The sequence below is a fragment of the Mycobacterium sp. genome (genome assembly GCF_040509115.1).
In the GTDB taxonomy this organism is placed as follows: domain Bacteria; phylum Actinomycetota; class Actinomycetes; order Mycobacteriales; family Mycobacteriaceae; genus Mycobacterium.
This window is the reverse complement of sequence record NZ_JBEVLO010000030.1, coordinates 1-17,912: the sequence shown is the minus strand read 5'-3', so window position 1 is coordinate 17,912 and position 17,912 is coordinate 1. Positions and strand designations below refer to the sequence as shown.

The 17,912-nt window shown below is 65.1% G+C and carries 17 protein-coding genes; 8 read left to right on the top strand and 9 right to left on the bottom strand.

What is annotated here, in order from left to right; genetic code table 11:
• Both ABW137_RS02610 and ABW137_RS02605 read right to left on the bottom strand, forming a co-directional pair.
• On the bottom strand, positions 1-1,319 hold a 1,319-nt coding region (locus ABW137_RS02610), incomplete at its 3' end, for an amino acid permease (RefSeq protein ID WP_526396594.1).
• 217 nt (positions 1,320-1,536) lie between these two features.
• Positions 1,537-2,088: a hypothetical protein gene (locus ABW137_RS02605; RefSeq protein ID WP_526396592.1), complete on the bottom strand. Its 552-nt coding sequence runs from the start codon at positions 2,086-2,088 to the stop codon at positions 1,537-1,539.
• 209 nt (positions 2,089-2,297) lie between these two features.
• Between ABW137_RS02605 and ABW137_RS02600 the strand changes: the two genes are divergently transcribed.
• Together ABW137_RS02600 and ABW137_RS02595 are read left to right on the top strand one after the other, a co-directional pair.
• Positions 2,298-2,657 carry a GNAT family N-acetyltransferase gene (locus ABW137_RS02600; RefSeq protein ID WP_526396590.1) on the top strand — a complete coding sequence of 120 codons (360 nt, stop codon included), beginning with the start codon at positions 2,298-2,300 and terminating at the stop codon, positions 2,655-2,657.
• A 193-nt stretch (positions 2,658-2,850) separates the two neighbouring features.
• Complete coding sequence (locus tag ABW137_RS02595) at positions 2,851-3,789, top strand: quinone oxidoreductase family protein (RefSeq protein WP_526396588.1); 939 nt, start codon at positions 2,851-2,853, stop codon at positions 3,787-3,789.
• A gap of 74 nt (positions 3,790-3,863) precedes the next feature.
• Here ABW137_RS02595 and ABW137_RS02590 read toward each other — a convergent pair whose 3' ends face one another.
• From ABW137_RS02590 to ABW137_RS02570, 5 genes are all read right to left on the bottom strand, one after another.
• Positions 3,864-4,430 carry a hemerythrin domain-containing protein gene (locus ABW137_RS02590; protein ID WP_526396586.1) on the bottom strand — a complete coding sequence of 189 codons (567 nt, stop codon included), beginning with the start codon at positions 4,428-4,430 and terminating at the stop codon, positions 3,864-3,866.
• A 311-nt stretch (positions 4,431-4,741) separates the two neighbouring features.
• Positions 4,742-6,385 carry a long-chain fatty acid--CoA ligase gene (locus ABW137_RS02585; protein WP_526396584.1) on the bottom strand — a complete coding sequence of 548 codons (1,644 nt, stop codon included), beginning with the start codon at positions 6,383-6,385 and terminating at the stop codon, positions 4,742-4,744.
• Positions 6,386-6,444: 59 nt separating this feature from the next.
• Positions 6,445-7,782 (bottom strand): MFS transporter, encoded by a 1,338-nt coding sequence (locus tag ABW137_RS02580; protein WP_526396582.1) that lies wholly within the window; start codon positions 7,780-7,782, stop codon positions 6,445-6,447.
• Between the two features lie 74 nt (positions 7,783-7,856).
• Positions 7,857-9,056: a thiolase family protein gene (locus ABW137_RS02575; RefSeq protein WP_526396581.1), complete on the bottom strand. Its 1,200-nt coding sequence runs from the start codon at positions 9,054-9,056 to the stop codon at positions 7,857-7,859.
• Positions 9,053-10,009, bottom strand: a complete 957-nt coding sequence (locus ABW137_RS02570; protein WP_526396579.1) for an SDR family NAD(P)-dependent oxidoreductase — start codon at positions 10,007-10,009, stop codon at positions 9,053-9,055. Before ABW137_RS02570 ends, ABW137_RS02575 begins: the two co-directional genes overlap by 4 nt.
• A 166-nt stretch (positions 10,010-10,175) precedes the next feature.
• Between ABW137_RS02570 and darR the strand changes: the two genes are divergently transcribed.
• Positions 10,176-10,838 (top strand): transcriptional regulator DarR, encoded by a 663-nt coding sequence (gene darR / locus ABW137_RS02565; RefSeq protein ID WP_526396577.1) that lies wholly within the window; start codon positions 10,176-10,178, stop codon positions 10,836-10,838.
• A 39-nt stretch (positions 10,839-10,877) separates the two neighbouring features.
• Here darR and ABW137_RS02560 read toward each other — a convergent pair whose 3' ends face one another.
• Entirely contained in the window at positions 10,878-11,819 is a 942-nt protein-coding gene (locus ABW137_RS02560) for a zinc-binding dehydrogenase (protein WP_526396575.1), read from the bottom strand.
• Between the two features lie 139 nt (positions 11,820-11,958).
• On the opposite strand from ABW137_RS02560, the gene ABW137_RS02555 reads away from it, so the two are divergent.
• A complete protein-coding gene (locus tag ABW137_RS02555) occupies positions 11,959-12,582 on the top strand; it encodes a TetR/AcrR family transcriptional regulator (protein WP_526396573.1) in 624 nt (207 codons plus the stop codon).
• Positions 12,583-12,759: 177 nt separating this feature from the next.
• Here ABW137_RS02555 and relB read toward each other — a convergent pair whose 3' ends face one another.
• On the bottom strand, positions 12,760-13,338 hold the full coding sequence (gene relB, locus ABW137_RS02550) for a type II toxin-antitoxin system RelB family anti-toxin (protein ID WP_526396571.1): 579 nt from the start codon (positions 13,336-13,338) through the stop codon (positions 12,760-12,762).
• Between the two features lie 108 nt (positions 13,339-13,446).
• On the opposite strand from relB, the gene ABW137_RS02545 reads away from it, so the two are divergent.
• From ABW137_RS02545 to ABW137_RS02530, 4 genes are read left to right on the top strand one after another with little or no spacing between them, the layout of a single operon-like run.
• Positions 13,447-14,850, top strand: coding sequence for a purine-cytosine permease family protein (locus ABW137_RS02545; RefSeq protein ID WP_526396569.1), 1,404 nt, complete (start codon positions 13,447-13,449; stop codon positions 14,848-14,850).
• Entirely contained in the window at positions 14,847-15,812 is a 966-nt protein-coding gene (locus tag ABW137_RS02540) for an isopenicillin N synthase family dioxygenase (RefSeq protein WP_526396567.1), read from the top strand. The genes ABW137_RS02545 and ABW137_RS02540 overlap by 4 nt, the downstream gene beginning before the upstream one ends.
• Positions 15,809-16,852, top strand: a complete 1,044-nt coding sequence (gene add / locus ABW137_RS02535; RefSeq protein WP_526396565.1) for an adenosine deaminase — start codon at positions 15,809-15,811, stop codon at positions 16,850-16,852. The genes ABW137_RS02540 and add overlap by 4 nt, the downstream gene beginning before the upstream one ends.
• Positions 16,849-17,892: an isopenicillin N synthase family dioxygenase gene (locus tag ABW137_RS02530; protein ID WP_526396563.1), complete on the top strand. Its 1,044-nt coding sequence runs from the start codon at positions 16,849-16,851 to the stop codon at positions 17,890-17,892. The genes add and ABW137_RS02530 overlap by 4 nt, the downstream gene beginning before the upstream one ends.
• The last annotated feature ends 20 nt before the right edge of the window (positions 17,893-17,912 follow it).

Here is a 17,912-nt window from a genome sequence, read left to right as displayed (position 1 = left end):
GACAGGAAGATCGCCTGCTGTTGATCTGGATCGAATGCCATCAGCACCAGCACCGCGACGATGGCGACGATGACGACGATCGTCAGGTACGGGAAGAGCCACATCTGCACCGGTGCGCGCTCACCATCGGCGCGCATGGTCCGGCCCAACTTGAACTGGCTGACCGCGATGGCCAGGTATACGAACAGCGCGATCGCGCCGCTGGTGGCAAGCAGGTAGCCGAAGATCTTCTCCGGCAGCAGGTAGTTGCCGATGACCGCCACGAAGCCCACGACCATCGACGCCAGCACCGCGACCCACGGGACGCCGTTGCCGGTCAGTTTCCGCACCACGCTGGGCGCGTCCCTGCGGTCGCCGAGCGAGAACAGCATCCGGGACGCGGTGTAGAGCGCGGAGTTCAGGCACGATGCCACCGCGGTGAGGATGACCAGATCCATCACGATCTTGGAGCCGGGAATGCCGATCGCCTCCAGCGTCGACTGATACGACCCGTCGTCGAGCTGGTCATACGGCATCAGCGCGACGATGACGAAGATCGATCCGATGTAGAACAGCGAGATACGCCAGATCACCGAGTTCACGGCCTTGCTGATCCCGGTGGTCGGATCCGGGGACTCGGCCGCGGCGATGGTCACGATCTCGGTGCCCATGAACGAGAACATCGTGACCAGCATGCCTGCGATGACGGCACCGAAGCCGTTGGGCATGAATCCGTCCGGCTGCCACAGCGAGTGGATGCCGCTGACCTCGGAATCCGGAATGAGCCCGAAGATCGCGGCCAGGCCGATACCGATGAACGCCACGATGGCGATCACCTTGATCAAGGCGAACCAGAACTCGAACTCACCGTAGTTGCCCACGCTGACGAGATTGGTGACGGTCAGGAGAAGGGTCACGGCCAGCGCCCAGACCCACTGCGGAGCGCCGACCAGATCGGACAGGATCGCCGCGGCGGCGGTCGCCTCGACGGGAATGACGAGCACCCAGAACCACCAGTACAGCCACCCGACCGAGAAGCCGGCCCACCCGCCGAGCGCCCGGTCCGAGTACACCGAGAACGATCCGGTGTCGGGATTGGCCGTCGCCATCTCCCCCAACATCCGCATCACCAGCACCACCAGGGTGCCGGCCAGGAAATAGGAGATCAGGACGGCGGGGCCCGCCTCCTTGATGGCATTCGCCGAGCCGACGAACAGGCCTGCACCGATCACTCCGGCGATCGAGATCATGGTGATGTGGCGGGGTTTGAGACTGGTGCCGAGAGCACCATGCGCGGCGACGACGTCGACCTCACCTGCATTCGAGCCAGCTTCGCTCATGGAGCGCCACCCTTCGGTCCACACCAGGAGAGCGTCCGCAGACCTGGAGACGACGTAGGTTGCCCCGGTGACGACGAGTCGAAACCACCCTCTCCCCATACGTTGGACGCGGTGACGGAAAGCCCACCCCGCCTTGCCAAGGGCCGCGGAGCGATCCGCATGGCGGCCGCCGAAACTCTTGCTCCGCGGTCTGCCGAATGGTTTTCGAGAATGGGGCTTAAGGACCCGGACTTCCGTAGACGTGGAACCCGAATCGCTTCAGCGGCTCGAGCACCGGGGATTCAGTCAAGTTGGTAGCCGGATCGGAGACCACGGCGTCTGAGTATGTGGCGAAGACAGTCATCCCGCCCTGGTGATACGCAAACGCGTACCACTCGTAACCGGCGTTGTAGAGATCAACCTGCATGGGGAGCTCGGCGGAAAAACGGGCAATCGTGACGCTCTCACTGTCACCTCCTGGCTCAATCCTTGCCTTGCACACCCCGATGGCTGAGGCGTTGGGCAAATCAGCGTAGGGGGTTCGTACTGGGTAGAGCGGTGGCACACAAACAGCCTCAGCCCATTCCTTGGGCCAATGCGACACTCGGTTCAGTTGGGCAAATTCCTTGCCTGGCGGTACCGAGTAGCGGAGTGGCAAAACGGCCCGATAACCCGGCACTAGCGCAGCGAGCGACGCCACCAGCGTGATGACCGCGACAACGGCAACGGCAGTGACAACGGCAACGGCAGTGGCAACGGCAAGGGGCCTGGGACTGAGAATCCAGAGCATCCGCGCTCTCCACAGCCGAGCCAACATCGCGAAATACACCCCCCGGCAAGGATACTCGTCGTCCGGTTCCCTGCCAGCGCTAGCACGGGAGACGATGGCCCGACTGACAGAAGGCCCAACTGACAGAAGGGTAGTCGCTCGACGCTTCCGTAGCTGAGAATCCCTTGCGGATCCTTGGAGGACTGACCAGAGTCCTGTACGTGCCTCCAATGAGAGTCAAGTTGCGTCCGTTGCGCCTCGCAGACGCAGCCACCGCAGCGCGTTGGGTCGCAGACGAGGAGTTCCGACTGGCGAATGGCTGGCGTCCCGGCCTCACCCATCGACAGCTACAGGCATGGCTGAGGGAAACCATCCATGGCAGGCAGACCGACCTACTCAGACTGGGCATTCAAGTTGAGGGAGAGTTGGTCGGCTACGTCGACCTTGCCAACATGACCGAGACCTCGGCGGAGCTGGGTATCGCAGTCGGAGAAAGCAGCCTGTGGGGACACGGCATCGGCACATCAGCAGGCCGCCTGCTGTTGCCCACGCGTTTGACGAACTCGCGTTTCGCCGCATTGACGCGATAGTTCCCGAGGCAAACCACCGGTCACTGCACCTCGTCAGTCGACTGAGATTTTGCCGGGTCCAGACCAGCGCAGCGCCCGAGGTCTATCGGGGAGCCGCGGCGTGTCAGGTGACGGGGAATGCGTCCAACCCGTGCCCGGTTGGACGCCGCAGGGCGGTGCTCGTTTTCGCGTCGACGATCGAGGAGTACGGCAGATGAAGGCGTTCTACGTCGAGCAATTCGGTAGCGGCCAGGTACGCGAGGACCAGCCCGATCCCGTTCCGGGCGACGGCGAGGTGATCGTGTCGGTCCAGGCCGCTGGGGTCGGCTACATGGACGTGATGATCGTCGACGGTCAGTATCCCCTCGTGACCGAGCCCGGGTTCGTCCTCGGCTCCGAGCTCGCCGGCTCGATCGTCGGCGTCGGGGCAGGCGTCGACCCAGAGGTGCTCGGCAGGCACGTCTTCGCAATGACGACTACCCGCAGCTTCGCCGAGCGCTGCGCCGTCGACTACTCCTCGACGCTGCCCATCCCCGACGGACTCGGATCCACCGAAGCGGTGGCACTCGGCATCAACGCCCTCGTCGCCTACGAGGTACTCCAGCGGGTCGGCGGCCACGGGCCGGCCGACGTCCTCGTGCGCGGCGCCAGCGGGGGCATCGGTGTGATGGCAACTCAGCTCGCGGCGTTGCGGGGCGCCCGGGTGACGGCGGTGACGTCCTCGGACGAGCGCGGCGAGCAACTCCTCGAACTCGGTGCCGCTCGGTACGTGTCACGGGACGCGGCGCGCGCCGACGCACAGCGGTACGACGTCATCGTCGACACCGTCGGCGGCGACGAGATGCCGGCGTTCGTCGAGATGCTGGCCGACAACGGGCGTTTCGTGCTGTGCGGCGGCGTGGCGGGCGCCCCGCCTCCCGACTTCGGTGCGACGCTCCTCGCCAACTTCCACCGGTCCCCCAGCTTCTCGGCGTTCAGCCTCAACTCGGTGGATCAACACACCCGCCGCGACGCCGCACAGGCCGTGATGGGGCTGGCGGCCGAGGGGTCGCTGCGCCCCGTCGTCTCCGAACGACTTGCACTGGACGACGTGGAAGAGGCACTGGGCCTGCTGCGCACCGGCGTCTTCGGCAAGGTGGTCGTCAGTCCCTAATCGCCTGCTGGACCTCGGAGGATGATGGAAGGTCCTCAACGTTGTTCTCTACATGGCGATTTGAGTTGTTCGGCCTACCTGAGGGCGGCGGAGATGGCGTCGCGAGCGCGGTCAAGCATCGAAGCGAACGGGCCCACGGCAAAGTTGAGGACGGCCGATTCGACGCCGGGGTGGGGTCGGGTCGGCGCGATCGCTTGGGCAGCTTGCACCGCGGACACCATTCGCTTCAGGTCGGCGGGGTCGAGGTCGCGCTGAAGTTTGTTGAACTCCTCGGTCTCTTCACGTTCGGCATGGTCGACGACTGCGCCCTTGAAGAGGACGAGCGCGTCCAGGAATTCCTGAGAGTCGATGTCCATCTGCTCGAGCGCTGACAACTGCTCCTTGGCTTCGTGCTCTTCCTTCAAACGGGCGTCCACGATGATGTCGCCGCCCTGGATGTCACGTCTGGCCCGCGGATGGACGACCATCTCCTCGGCCGTCTCGTGCACGGCCAGCAACTGCCTGAGCTCGACGAAAGCCTGTTCGCGTGCCTTGGAACCGGACGCATGGACGACGTCGTCGAACATGTCCTTGATTTGATTGTGCTGTCCTCGAAGGAACTCGACTACGTCGTCGGTCGAGTGTACGAATGTCTCTACCACGGCAAGACCTACTTTCACGCTCACTTGGTTGGGCGCGGGGCTGTGCGCTTGGCCATATGATTCACCGAACGTGGAGCTCCCAAACACCTGAGCAGCGCTGCGTGCTGCGGTCGGTGGGTCGGTCGGCCTCCGTTGGGCGCGCCCCCGGCGAAGAGGGACCGCCGAGTGCCGCAATCAATGCGAGGGTGGTCGCTTCCTACCATCCGATAGCTACTGTGTCACAGCGGCATTCAGCGTCCGACGAAGATTGTTAGTCCGCGCAGGGTTTCAAGACATGTGGGAGCCATGGATTTTGGACATTCGTGACGGGCTCAGAACGTGTTCATCGGGTCTGGTTGAATGTCGACGCGTGGGTGCGTTCCGGACGCCACTCCGGTGATGTGCTGTCGCAGTGCGATTTTGGCGATCTTCCCGGTCGGGGTCTTGGGGATTTCGTCCAGGATGACGACCTCGTCGGGGATCCACCAGCTGGCGATCAATCCATGCAGGTGGGTGCGGACCGATTCCGGGGTGATCTCGGAGCCGTCAATGGGGACGACGCAGGCGAGGGGGCGCTCGCCCCATTTGTCGTGTGGCGTGCCGATCACCGCCGCCTCGGAGATGTCCGGGGAAGTCATGATCGCGTTCTCCAGTTCGACCGACGAGATCCATTCACCGCCGGACTTGATGAGGTCCTTGGTGCGGTCGACGATCCGCACGAATCCTCGGGGGTCGATGGTGGCGACATCTCCGGTGCGCAGCCATCCGTCGTCGGTGAAGGCAGCCGATCCGTCGGTGTGCCCGTAGTAGTCGCCTGCGATGGTGGGCCCGGCGACCTGCAATTCGCCGGAGGCGACGCCGTCGTGTGGGGCGAAGGTTCCGTCCTCGAGCTGCAGTCGCAGTGCGGTCAGGGGCACCGGGGGGCCGGGGAGGCACAGGGTCTCGATGCGGTCGGCGAGCGCGGTCTGGTCGCTGGGGATACGCGCACTGCAGACCAGCGGGCTGGTCTCCGTCATGCCCCAAGAGCTGCTCAGGGGTACCCCGATTCGTTCGTCGTACTGCCTCGACAGGCTGGCCGGCAGGGGGCCGCCGCCGCTGACGAGTCGGCGCAGGGCTGACAATTGCCTGCCATGAAGGTGCGGCAGCATTCCGCGCCAGATGGTGGTCACTGCGGCCGCGAAGGTGACGTGAGCCGCTTCGATGGTTTCGGCGAGTTGCGCGGGTTGCGTCGCCCGGCCGGGCAGGACCAGACACGCCCCCGACATCATGGCCGCGTACGGCAGACCCCAGGCGTTGACGTGGAACATCGGGACGATCGGCATGATCACGTCCCGTTCGCCGATGGCGAAGGTGTCGGTCATCAGCAAGGTCATGGCGTGCAGCACGATCGAGCGATGGTCGTAGAGAACGCCTTTGGGACGCCCGGTGGTCCCGGACGTGTAGCACAGCGCGGCGGCGGTACGTTCGTCCGGCACGTCGAACGTGGTGACGGGTTCCGCGGCGGCGAGCAGTTCCTCGTAGTCGTGCACGCGCGGATCATTCGGGACGTGCGGTCCGGGTCCGTCGTCCATGACGATGAGGTGCCGGACGGTGTCGAAGCGGTCGATCAGCGGCCACACGACGTCCAATATCGAGCGGTCGACGAACAGGACGTCGTCCTGGGCGTCGTTGACGATGTAGGCGATGTCGTCGGCGAACAGTCGGTGGTTGATGGTGTGCAGGATCCGGCTGGTGCAGGGCACGGCCACGTAGAGTTCGAGGTGCCGCTGGCTGTTCCAGCCGAAGCTGCCCACCCGCGCACTGCGTGGAATTCCGAGTCGATCGAGTACGCCCGCGAGCCGCCGGATCCGCTGTCCGAGCTCGCCGTAGGTCACCGTGGTGCGGAATTCGACGTGCTGCGTGGAGACAGTCTTGTGGCTGAATCGTCCCTCCAGGCCGTCCATCAACAGCGGCAGGCTCAGAGGTCTGTCTTGCATCAATCCGTGCATGGTGGCGAATCCTTGCGCGTGGCAGGTGTCGTGGTCCGTAGGGGTGGTCACGCCGGGGCGGGGGCGGTTTGCGCGGTTCCGGCGTCCTCTCGCCTGATGGCGTAGGCCAATATCGGTGCGAGGGCTACCCCGATCGCCGAGGCGGCGATGACGACGTAGAAACCGGCGGCCGGGTTATTCGTCGCGGTTTCGGCGAGCCCGAACAGGTAGGGGCCGACGAATCCGCCGATCAGGCCGACGGTGTTGATGAAGGCCAGGCTGGCCGCGGCCATCAGGCCGGACATGCGGGCCATGGCGATCGACCAGAACAGCGGCAGGGTCCCGAAGACGAAGATCATCGCCACCGCGATCAAGACGATGCGGACAGCCGCACTCGAGGACAGCATGAAGGCGACGGAGGTAGCCAGGGTGGCGGCGGCGAGGATGCCGACAGCACTGGCCTCACGCTCGTACCAGGTGAACAGTCGAGGCACCAGCAGCACGCCGATGGTCGCGCCGATGCCTGCGCTGCCGGACACGAGTCCGATGATGAACGAGCCGCTGACGTCCAGGTCTTCGACGATGGCCGGGATGTTGAAGACGATCCCGACGTTCGTGACCTGGTTGAAGAAGTAGATGAGCGCAACGACGATGACGAACGGGCGGCCGAAGGCCTTGCCGAAGTTGCCGCGGATCTTCGTTTCGGTTTCGTGGTGCGCGCCGACGGCCCGGTCGGTGAGGATGCTCGCTTCGTCTGCGGACAACCACCTTGCGTCGTTGGGCACCTGCGGAAGCTTGAACCAGACGAGGACGCCGACCAGCACCGTGACGATGCCTTCGATGAGGAACATCCACTGCCAGCCATGCAGACCGAGTGCGCTGTCGAGTTCCATCAATGCCCCGCCGAGGGGGCCGCCGACCACCAGTGCGATGGTCGGCGCCAGGTAGATGAAGCCGACGACGGTGGCGCGGTAGTGCTGGGCGAACCACACCGTCACCATGTACATCAGTGCGGGATACAGGCCGGCCTCTGCGGCTCCAAGCAGGAACCGCATGACGTAGAAGGACACGTCGCCCTGGACGAACATCATCAACGCCGACAGGGTCCCCCAGGTGATGGCGATCCGGGTGATCCATTTGCGCGGGCCGACCTTGTACATGATCAGGTTGCTCGGAATTTCGAGGAAGGCGTAGCTGATGAAGAAGATGCCTGCACCGAGACCGAATGCGGCGGCACTGATGCCGACGTCGGCTTGCAGATGAGTCTTGGCCAGGGCGACGTTGGTGCGGTCGATGTACGCCATGAAGTACACCGCGCACATCACCGGCAGCAGGCGCAGCACGGCCTTGCGGGTGGCGCGCTTGTGCAGCTCGTCTGCGGCTGCGAGCGCGGAGTCGATGCTCATGTGATTCCCTTCGGGTTGTCACGGGGATTGGGATGGATCAGACCGACCGGCTCGATGCCGTCGTCGGGCGGGGATCAGTGAACCTCGAACAGGCCTGCGGCGCCCATGCCTCCACCGATGCACATCGTCACGACGACGTAGCGGGACCCGCGGCGTCGGCCTTCGAGGAGGGCGTGTCCGACCATGCGCGCGCCCGACATTCCGTAGGGGTGGCCGATCGAGATCGCTCCCCCGTTGACATTGACTCGTCCGGGATCGAGATCGAGGAAGTCACGGCAGTGCAGTGCCTGAGACGCGAACGCCTCGTTCAACTCCCACAGGTCGATGTCGTCAACCGAGAGACCATGTTGGGCAAGAAGTTTCGGGATCGCAAAGACGGGTCCGATGCCCATCTCCTCCGGCGAGCAGCCGGCGACCGCGATGCCTCGATACGTTCCGAGCGGTGCGAGGTCCCGACGCGTTGCTTCGGCCGCCTCCATCAACACCACGGCGGCGGCACCGTCGGACAGCTGCGAGGCATTTCCGGCAGTGATCGAGGACTGCGCAGAGACCGTGCCGTCGGCAAGGACCGGGCGCAACGCCGACAGTCCCTCGATCGTGGTCGACGGGCGGTTGCCCTCGTCGGCATCGAGCACGAAGTCCACCGATCGCGGTTCACCGGTGTCGGTGTCCACGACGATTCGGGTTCCTGCAAAGGGAACGATCTCCTCGTCGAAGAGACCGTGGTCCTGCGCGGCGGCGGTGCGCTGTTGCGAGAGCAGCGCGAAGCGGTCTTGGGCGTCGCGGCTGATGTGGTAACGGTCCGCGACGATCTCGGCGGTCTCGAGCATGGGCATGTACGTGGCGGGAAGTTTCTGCGTCAGCCACTCGTCGGCTTCCCGGTACCGGTTCTTGTGCTCGTTCTGGACCAGGGAAATCGATTCGACCCCGCCCCCGATGATGACCGTCATACCGTCGACGATGATCTGCTTGGCTGCGGTGGCAATGGCCATCAGGCCGGACGAGCATTGCCGGTCGATGGTCATCCCCGGCACCGTGACCGGCAGGTCCGCGCGCAGCGCAGCCTGGCGGGCGACGTTGAATCCGGTGGCACCTTCGGGCATTGCGCAGCCGAGGATGACGTCGTCGACCTCGGCTCCCTCGATCCCGGCCTTGGCCAATGCCCCGGTAATCGCGTGCGCGGCCAGGTGCGGTCCGGAAGTGTCGTTGAACGCCCCGCGGAACGCTTTGCCGATCGGCGTGCGCGCGGTGGAGACGATCACCGCTTCTCTCATCGGCCCACTCCCGCGCTCAGGTCCGCGCTCAGGTCCGCGCTGCCTGCGATGGCGACATAGCGGCCGGTCTGCTCGAACGCGGACTCGGTGATCACGGCCGAAGACATGTCGCTGATCTCAGCCCATCGTTCGGCGATCACCTCCGGGGAGCGGACCTCCGCGGGCAGGTACACCCCGGCCGACTCCTCCATCCGGGCCACGGCGAAGACGCCTGCACCGGCAGCGAGGATCGTCTTGGTCGGGGCGACCTCGGAGACGAGGTACAGCGCTCCGGGCGAAATCGATTCCGTGGTCAACATTGCCAGCGCTTCGTCGTCGATGAGGCCATCGGTCATCCGGGTGGCGGCCGTCGGAGCGAGGGCGTTGACCCGAATGTCGTTGCGGGCGCCCTCGATCGAGAGGACGTTCATCAATCCGACCACCGCCGACTTGGCGGCGCCGTAGTTGGACTGGCCGAAATTGCCGTAGATGCCCGAGGCGGACGTCGTCATCAGGATGCGGCCGTATCCCCGCTCGACCATGTGCGGCCAGACGGCTTTGGTGCAGTGCACCGAGCCCATCAGGTGTACGTCAAGGACCTTCCGGAAGTCGTCGAGATCGACTTTCGCGAACGACTTGTCGCGAAGGATGCCGGCGTTGTTGATCAAGATGTCGACCCGACCCCACCGTGCGATCGCCTGGCCCACCATGTCGGCGACCTCGGCGACGTTGGTGACGTCGCAACGATGCGCGAACGCCTCCCCGCCACGCTCCTCGATCTCGGCGACCACCCGGGCGGCCGGACCGTCGTCCACGCCGCCGCCGGCGACCGACCCTCCCATGTCGTTCACCACGACCTTCGCCCCGCGTTCGGCGAGCGCGAGGACGTGCGCACGGCCGAGACCGCCACCCGCCCCCGTCACGATGGCGACCCTGCCGGAAAAGTTCATGTCCACGCCGTGAAAGCCTCTCATCAGGGATACTACTGAGTATTATCGTAATGTGGGTCACAGCGGGTGTCAATCGTGCGCGACGTCGCCACGCTGCCAACGAGGCATGCCGCCGGGAGAACATCGGCGGTGCCGCGGCCGGGAACGGTGTCATGATGATCGCGCCACCCGAACGAAGTGGGAGAGAACCGTGAGCGCGAGCGCCGAACTGGAACCCGACGTGAAGGGGCGCATTCTCGATGCCGCTGCGGACGCCTTCATGGTCCGTGGGTTCGCGAACACCACCATCGATGACATCGCCGACGATGTCGGAGCCACCAAGGGCCTGATCTACTACCACTTCCGGTCGAAGTTCGACATCTTCCTCGCGGTGTACGAGGACGGAATGCGCCGAGTGCGGGAGCGGGTCGAACCGTACGCGGGCGCACCCGGGACCGGGCGGGAGCGACTCGAGGCAATGTCGATCGCCCACGTGGAGAACCTGATGACCGAACTCGGATACCACCACGTGGTCCACCAAGGAGTACGCGATCAGTCCTCAACGGCATTGAAGGTCCGACAGCGTGACGCGCTGGCCGCCCTCAATGAACTCCGAAGTGACTACGAACGCATGTTCCGCCGTGTCATCACCGAGGGAATAGCGGACGGCTCGCTACGCAACGTCGACGATGCACTCGCCACCAGGACCCTGCTGAGCAACCTCAACGCCGTCGACGTCTGGTATCGAAAGATCGAAGGACAGACCGAAACGGAGCTCCGCGACCTGGCCGGTCAAGTCGTGGACATCCTGATCGGCGGAGTTGCCGCCACGCCGGCGGCGGGAACCGATCTCCCCGATCCAATCCGCCGCTAGGCATTCGCCGAGTCCGTCGTCCAAGCGCAGAAGCACGCCTCAGGGCGTGGCGCCGCCCGGAGTGAGAACGATCCGACCGAACACCCGACCGGCATCCATCTCTCGGTGGGCGTCCTCGGCCCTGTCGAGCGGCAGGACCTCGTGCACGACGGCGTGCAATTCGCCTCGTGCTGCAGCACCGAACTGTTCGGCCCTGACGCGATCCCTAACGCCGACCGGGACGGTGTCCAGGCTGAATGTCGCGAAGGCACGGGACAGCTGGAACGAATTCAGCAAGGTCGAGCCGAAGTCGGCGGGCACCGTGCCCGCCACCATGCCTGCGACCACCATGCGCCCGTTCGGCGCCAAGCGGTCAACGAACGCGGGGACTTGGGCGCCACCGACGACGTCGATGATCACGTCGAAGGACCCAGATGCCGTCGAATCGCCCTTCCCTTCCCTGTCGAGGACATGTGTCGCTCCGAAGCAGCGGAGTCGCGCGCCGCGGTCCGGTGACGACGTGGTGACCGCGATGACCTGCCCTCCGGCCCGCGCGGCTAGTTCCACCGTCGCGATGCCGATACTGCCCGCCGCCCCGCGCACTAGGACTGAATCAGCAGGCGTGAAATGTGCGTGCGACAGGGCGAAATGTGCAACCGTGCCAGCACTTCCGAGGGTGACCGCGTCAATGGACGATAGCCGCTGAGGAAGCTCGACGACATCGTCGATGCTCGCCACCGCCAACTCTGCGTAGCCGCCGCCACCACCGCCGGTGAACGCCCATACACGACGCCCGATCCACGAGTCGTCGACACCCGACCCGATTTCACAGATCACGCCAGCGACCTCGCTGCCTGGGATGAAGCCGACAGGAAATTCGTATCGGCCGGCGACGGTTCCGCGGCGAATCATCGCGTCGACACCACCGACGCCTATCGCCTCCACCTCGACGAGCACCTGCCCGGCTGCAGGGGTCGGGGACGACGCGTCGATCACAGCCATGCCGCTCGGATCGCCAAATCGCTCAATGGCCACTGCTTGCAACGTCTTCTCCGTTCATCTGGCTTGGTAATCTCGGACGCTAACGGACATTGCCGCCTACGCAGCCGAAGTGAGAACCATGGCCGACCGAATGCCTCACATGTTGCGTTCCGACGCCCGCGACAATCGTGATCGGATCCTTGCCGCGGCGCGGGATTTGATCAGTCAGCGCGGGCTGGACGTCACCATGCGCGAAATCGCGCGTCGCGCCCAGGTGGGGCCTGCCACGCTGTACCGCCGCTTTCCCACCAAAGATCACCTCCTCGCCGCGGCTTTCGCCGACCAAGTGCAGGTGTGCCAACAAATCGTTGGCGACGGTTGCTCCGATCCAGACCCGTGGCGCGGGTTCTCCTCGATCATCGAGCGGGCCAGCATCCTCCATGGCCGCCACCAGGGCTTCGTGGACGCGTTGATGTCCGCGCACCCCCAGGCAGACACCCTCTCCGCCCATCGCGCAACCGTGCTGAACAAGATCGCCGAGCTCAGCAAGCGCGCCAAGGCACGCGGCGGCCTGCGCCCCGACTTCGCCATCAACGATCTCAAGTTCGTCATGCTCGCCGCGCGGGGACTCGCAGCACTGCCGCCCTTGGAGCGGGAAGCGGCTGCGCGGCGCTTCGCCGCCCTCGCCATCGACGCCTTTCGCGCGTCGGACCGCAACGCAGATCTGCTGCCCATCCACCTGTCGCACTTGACCGTCGGTCAAATCCAGTCGAAACGTGACTGAACGCCCGCAGCCAGCGCCAGCTTCTCCGACCGATCACCCGGTTCAACTCCGCCCGGCGTCAGCCGCCTCCTCGAAGAACGAAGTGAGCGAGCGCCGGTCTGAATGTCGCTGAGCGGAAAGCGATTCCAGCGATGCGCACATCGTGATGATCGGGATCCTGCCCACCCCGACCGTGGATCACTCGGTGATGACCATCAGGACGTGAGCCGGTTGATTGTCCACCAGCAACCATCGATGGCGTAGCGGTGCCGGGTGGCTGATCAGGTCGCCCGTCCCGATGCGATAGTCGCCCGCGCCTTCGATCTCGACGTCGAGTTGACCGGACACCACGTAAACCGCCAGCAGGCCCGGAGACTGGAACCACTCACCGATGTACTGGTCGCGTTCGATCTTGTACTCGATGATCTGCAGGTTCTCGTCCGTGCTGAAAACCAGCACCCGCCCCAGCGCGGCGTCGGCACGATCGGCCACCGGTAGCAGTCGGCCCTCGTCGCCGCGGACCACCGTCACCTTGGACTCAGTGCTGGTGGGCAGCAATTCACCGGGGGTGACGTCGAGGGTCTCGGCCAGCCGGTAGACGGTGATCATCGACGGCATGCTCTGGCCACGTTCGATCTGGCTCAGGAAGGGCTGGCTGATGCCGGCACGCGTTGCCACTTCCCGCATCGATAACTGACGCTTCTCGCGGACGGCCCGGATCGCGGCGCCCGCACGCGCGGCAAGGGCCTGTTCATCGAGGCCGATCTCGGCTGTCATTTACACCCTCGCAACACTTTGTTGATAGACCTGACATATCAAATGCTCAATCTGATTGCTGGCACTTATCAAGCTCTCGAAGCCACCGACACGATGACGGGACCAGCTGTGACCACGATAAAGCAGGATCCACCGGAGGAACACATAAGCCACAGCGATCATCGGCCGCGCCTGGCGGTCGAACGGCGCGGCATCGAGTACATCCCCGACGGCGAACGGCATGGCCACCCGTGGCAACTCGGAGCCATGTGGTCCGCCCTGGTGATGAACGTGTTGACCGTCGTCTACGGCACCCTGCTGGTGGCAATGGGGCTGAACTGGTGGCAAGCACTGCTGGCGATCGTGCTCGGCAACTTGACCTGGGCGATCGCCGGGGTGGTGTCGCTCGCCGGCCCCGCAGCCGGCACCACCACATTCGGTGTCTCCCAGATGATCTTCGGCCGCGCCGGGGTCCGGCCGGTCGCGTTCTTCAACTGGATCATGATGCTGGGCTACGAAGTGCTGGACCTGGTGGTGATGGTGCTGGCCACCGGCGCGCTGCTGGACATGGCCGGCGTGCAGGTGTCCACCAGCGGTCAGGTGCTGATCGTCGTCCTCCTGTCGGTGCTGCAGGCGGTGCTGCCACTGCTGGGACACGCGGCCATCACGAAAATGCTTCGTCTACTTGTCATTCCGTTTGCCGCGATCTTCCTGGCCATGGCCTGGCTGGTGGCCGACGACATCAAGGTCGCCGACAGTGCGCCCGGCTCCTGGGGCCTGTTCCTCGGCGGTGTCGCACTGGCTGCCAGCGGTTCCGGACTCGGCTGGTCATCCACGGCCGCCGACTATTCCCGCTACCTGCCCGCCACCACCGGCCGACTCCGGATCGTGGCCGCGGTGACGCTCGGCGGCGGCGTTCCGCAGGCCTTGCTGATGACCCTCGGCGCGGCCATCGCGATCGCCCTGCCCGACGCAGGAGACCCGGTCGCGGGCCTGTCGACCGTCTTCCCCGCCTGGCTCGTGGTCATCTACCTGGTACTGGTGATCGTTCAGATGGTGTCGCTCAACGGCGTTGACCTCTACTCCTCCGGCGTCACGCTGCAGGCAATGGGTGTCCGGATCTCCCGTTGGCAGGCGGTGCTGGTCGACGGAGTGCTGTGTGGCATCGTCGGCGCGGCGGTGGTCCTCTCGGGCAGCTTCTATCAGTTCGTCAGTACCTTCCTGCTGTTCATGATCGTCTGGTTCGCCCCATGGGCCGGAGTGTTCCTGGTGGACCTGGTGCTGCGACGGGGCCGCTATCCGCGCGCGTCCGAGGCACTGCTGCAGAGCTTCTCGAAGGCCGGAGTGGGTGCTCAGCTACTCGGCATGGTCGCGGCCGCGCTGTGCATCAACACCACGATCTTCGTTGGACCGGTGGCCGCCGCGCTCGGCGGAGCCGACTTGAGCGTCGTCGCCGGGCTTCTGGTCGGCGCACTCACCTACCCGATCCTGTTACGTGTCACGCCCGCATCCAAAGAAGGAGCAACCGTATGACCGCCGCCATCCCCCTCGTCGACCTGTCCCTGTGGCGCAACGGTTCCGACGACACCCGCGCCGCCCTGGCGGCGACGGTGGATCGGGCACTCATCGAGAGCGGCTTCCTCATGGTCAGCGGACACGGCGTTGCGGCTGACCTGCGCGCCCATATCCGCGACGCGGTAAGGGAGTTCTTCGCTCTCGACCCCGCCGCCAAGGAGCGTTATGCCACCGCGGTCGGCGGGCGTGGCTGGATACCGCCGGGCAAGGAGGCCAACGGCTACCTACTCGGCGCCGACCTGCCGCCTGACCTGAAGGAGACGTTCGTCTCCGGTTACGAACACTCCAGCGGCGATTCCGACGTCGACGCCGAATGGTTCATGCCCAACGTCTGGCCGGCGGAGGTTCCCGGGTTGCAGGCTCTGTGTGACGCCTACGCTGCCACGATGCGGGGGCTGGCCGCGGATCTGCTGGAACTCCTCGCGGTCGCGGCGGGCCTGCCTGCCACATGGTTCGTCGACCGCTGCATGAGCTCGCCGCACTCGTTCAACATCAACCGCTACCCGGCCCTGAACCGCACCGGACCCGTCGAGGAGGGGCAGTTCCGGATCGCCCCGCACACTGAGTTCGGAACCATCACCATCCTCGACCGCGAGGCCGGCTACGGCGGCCTGCAGGTGTGCACCCGGGATGGCGACTGGATCGACGCACCCGTGATCCCGGACGCCTACACCATCAACATCGGTGATCTGATGGCCCGCTGGACCGGCGACCGATGGACCTCGACCATGCACCGCGTGCTGCCTCCCAGCGCCGACGCGCCTGATGAGGAATTGATTTCGTTGATCTTCTTCTTCGAAGCCAACCTGGATCAGGTCATCGAATCCTTCCCGCCGCCGCTGGGCCGGGCCAATGACTACCTACCGGTGACGGCCGCAGACTACCTCCGCTCGAAGTATGCGGCTATCGCGGTCCCATGATCACCCATGAAGTGGCACAGTCGATTCCGAAGGTCAGCCTGCACTGCCATCTGCTCGGGTCGGTCCCGGCGGCCACGGCCGTCGAACTGGCTTCCCGCAACGGTGTTCGGTTCCCCGGCGATCCCGATGCCGACACCGTCTATGACAGCGCTGCCTACGCAGATCTCGGCGAGTTCATGTCGGTGTACGACTTGGTCGGCGCGGCACTGCTCCAGCGCGACGACTACCGGCGTATCACCTACGAGTCACTCACCATCTTCGGCGCCGACCACAACGTCTGGTACCGGGAGATCAGCGTGTCACCGCAGCCCAGCCCTTTGCCGTATCGCACTGCCCTGGCAGGGATCCTGGACGGGATGCGCGACGCTCGCAGTGATACCGGAATCGAGAGCCGGATCGTCGTCGCGATCAATCGGGAACACTCTGTCGCCGAGGCACTCTCACTGGTCGAAGAGGTGATCGAACATCGGGTCGACGAGGTGCTCGGCATCGGTCTGGATTACGAAGAGGTGCTAGGCCCGCCCGCCCTCTTCGCCCCCGCCTTTGTTCTGGCCGAGAAGGCGGGCCTCAACCGCACCGCACACTCCGAGAGCGGCCCACCCGCCCACATCGAAGTACTGCTCGATGAATTGCACTGCACCAGAATCGACCACGGCTATCACGTGGTGACCGATCAGCGCATCACCCGGCGCTGCGCCGACGAGCAGGTCCCGTTCACCTGCACGCCGGTGAGCTCCGACATCGGCCGTTACAGCGGCTCCGGCGACGGTAGTCACCGCCGGATCCAGCAGATGGTCGACGCCGGCCTGCGGGTGTGCATCGACTCAGACGACCCGCCGATGTTCGGCACCGACCCGTCCAACGACTACCACGCCGTAGGCAACGCCCTGGGTTACGACGTGGCGCAACTGGTCACGTTCACCGCCAATGCCATCGAGTCCTCCTGGCTGGACACCAGTGACAAAGACACGTTGCGTGCACGCCTGGCATCCTGGACCGCGGGCGTTCCCTCCCATCAAGGAACGGAGAACAATCAATGAGCTCGTTCGAGGTACCGGCAGTCGACATCGGCCCCTGGGTCAACGGGGATGACGACCATGCCAAACAAGCGGTGACCGAGGCCGTCGACGATGCCTGCCGCCGGGTCGGTTTCATGCAGATCCTGGGCCATGGAATCGAAGCCCAGGTGCTCGACGGTCTGGCCAATGCCATGGACCGTTTCTTCGAACTGGGCATCGATACGAAGAAGGGTTACCGGGTACCGGCCAACCGTGGTTACAGCCCGCCCAAGAGCGAGTCGTTGAGCCTGTCGCTTGGCGTGGAGTCCGCAACGAGGATGAACGACTTCTTCGAGGCGTTCAACATCGGGGCGGAGGCGCGATCCTTCACTCACCTCGATCTCGACGAGGCGGACTACGGCATCAATGTCTGGCCCACCGAGGTACCCGAGTTCCAGCCTGCGGTCTCGGAGTACTTCGCCCAAGCCGGACGAGTCGCGCGGGTGCTGACCGATATCTTCTGCGCCGCACTGAATCTGGATCCTGACCACTTTCGGCGACTCACCGACCACTCCGTTGACGTGCTGCGGATGAACAACTACGCACTGCCCGAAGGAACCGTCACCCTCGATGGCGACCTGACGGGAATGGGTGAGCACACCGATTTCGGGATCGTGACGGTGCTGTGGGCTGACCAGGTGGCCGGCCTGCAGGTCCTCGGCACCGACCGGCGCTGGCATGACGCCGCGCCGATAGACGGTGCACTGCTGGTCAATCTTGGTGATCTGACCGCGAGGATCACCAACGACCGGTGGATGTCGACGCTGCACCGAGTGAAACCGCCGATCGTGAACGGCAGCATCAAGCGACGCCGTTCGGCGGCGTTCTTCCATGACGGCAATGTCGACGCCGTGATCACCACCGCGCCCGATTTCCTCGACGGCGACGACGGCATGGCGTATGAACCGATCACCGTCGGTGCCCACATCGCCGCGAAACTAGCAGGCTCCCGCCAGGGCAAGTCCAACGTCGCCGCGGTCCGCGAAGCCGCCCGGGTGCTGGCGGCCCAGAGATCCAACTAGACGGCACTCCCCGATCGGGC

What these genes read in the sequence shown, in the direction of transcription:
- ABW137_RS02570 (WP_526396579.1), bottom strand. Translation starts at nt 10,009, where the DNA reads ATGAGAGGCTTTCACGGCGTGGACATGAACTTTTCCGGCAGGGTCGCC.
- ABW137_RS02575 (WP_526396581.1), bottom strand. Translation starts at nt 9,056, where the DNA reads ATGAGAGAAGCGGTGATCGTCTCCACCGCGCGCACGCCGATCGGCAAA.
- ABW137_RS02595 (WP_526396588.1), top strand. Translation starts at nt 2,851, where the DNA reads ATGAAGGCGTTCTACGTCGAGCAATTCGGTAGCGGCCAGGTACGCGAG.
- ABW137_RS02560 (WP_526396575.1), bottom strand. Translation starts at nt 11,819, where the DNA reads ATGGCTGTGATCGACGCGTCGTCCCCGACCCCTGCAGCCGGGCAGGTG.
- ABW137_RS02605 (WP_526396592.1), bottom strand. Translation starts at nt 2,088, where the DNA reads ATGCTCTGGATTCTCAGTCCCAGGCCCCTTGCCGTTGCCACTGCCGTT.
- ABW137_RS02540 (WP_526396567.1), top strand. Translation starts at nt 14,847, where the DNA reads ATGACCGCCGCCATCCCCCTCGTCGACCTGTCCCTGTGGCGCAACGGT.
- relB (WP_526396571.1), bottom strand. Translation starts at nt 13,338, where the DNA reads ATGACAGCCGAGATCGGCCTCGATGAACAGGCCCTTGCCGCGCGTGCG.
- ABW137_RS02555 (WP_526396573.1), top strand. Translation starts at nt 11,959, where the DNA reads ATGTTGCGTTCCGACGCCCGCGACAATCGTGATCGGATCCTTGCCGCG.
- ABW137_RS02585 (WP_526396584.1), bottom strand. Translation starts at nt 6,385, where the DNA reads ATGCAAGACAGACCTCTGAGCCTGCCGCTGTTGATGGACGGCCTGGAG.
- ABW137_RS02600 (WP_526396590.1), top strand. Translation starts at nt 2,298, where the DNA reads ATGAGAGTCAAGTTGCGTCCGTTGCGCCTCGCAGACGCAGCCACCGCA.
- ABW137_RS02580 (WP_526396582.1), bottom strand. Translation starts at nt 7,782, where the DNA reads ATGAGCATCGACTCCGCGCTCGCAGCCGCAGACGAGCTGCACAAGCGC.
- ABW137_RS02530 (WP_526396563.1), top strand. Translation starts at nt 16,849, where the DNA reads ATGAGCTCGTTCGAGGTACCGGCAGTCGACATCGGCCCCTGGGTCAAC.
- add (WP_526396565.1), top strand. Translation starts at nt 15,809, where the DNA reads ATGATCACCCATGAAGTGGCACAGTCGATTCCGAAGGTCAGCCTGCAC.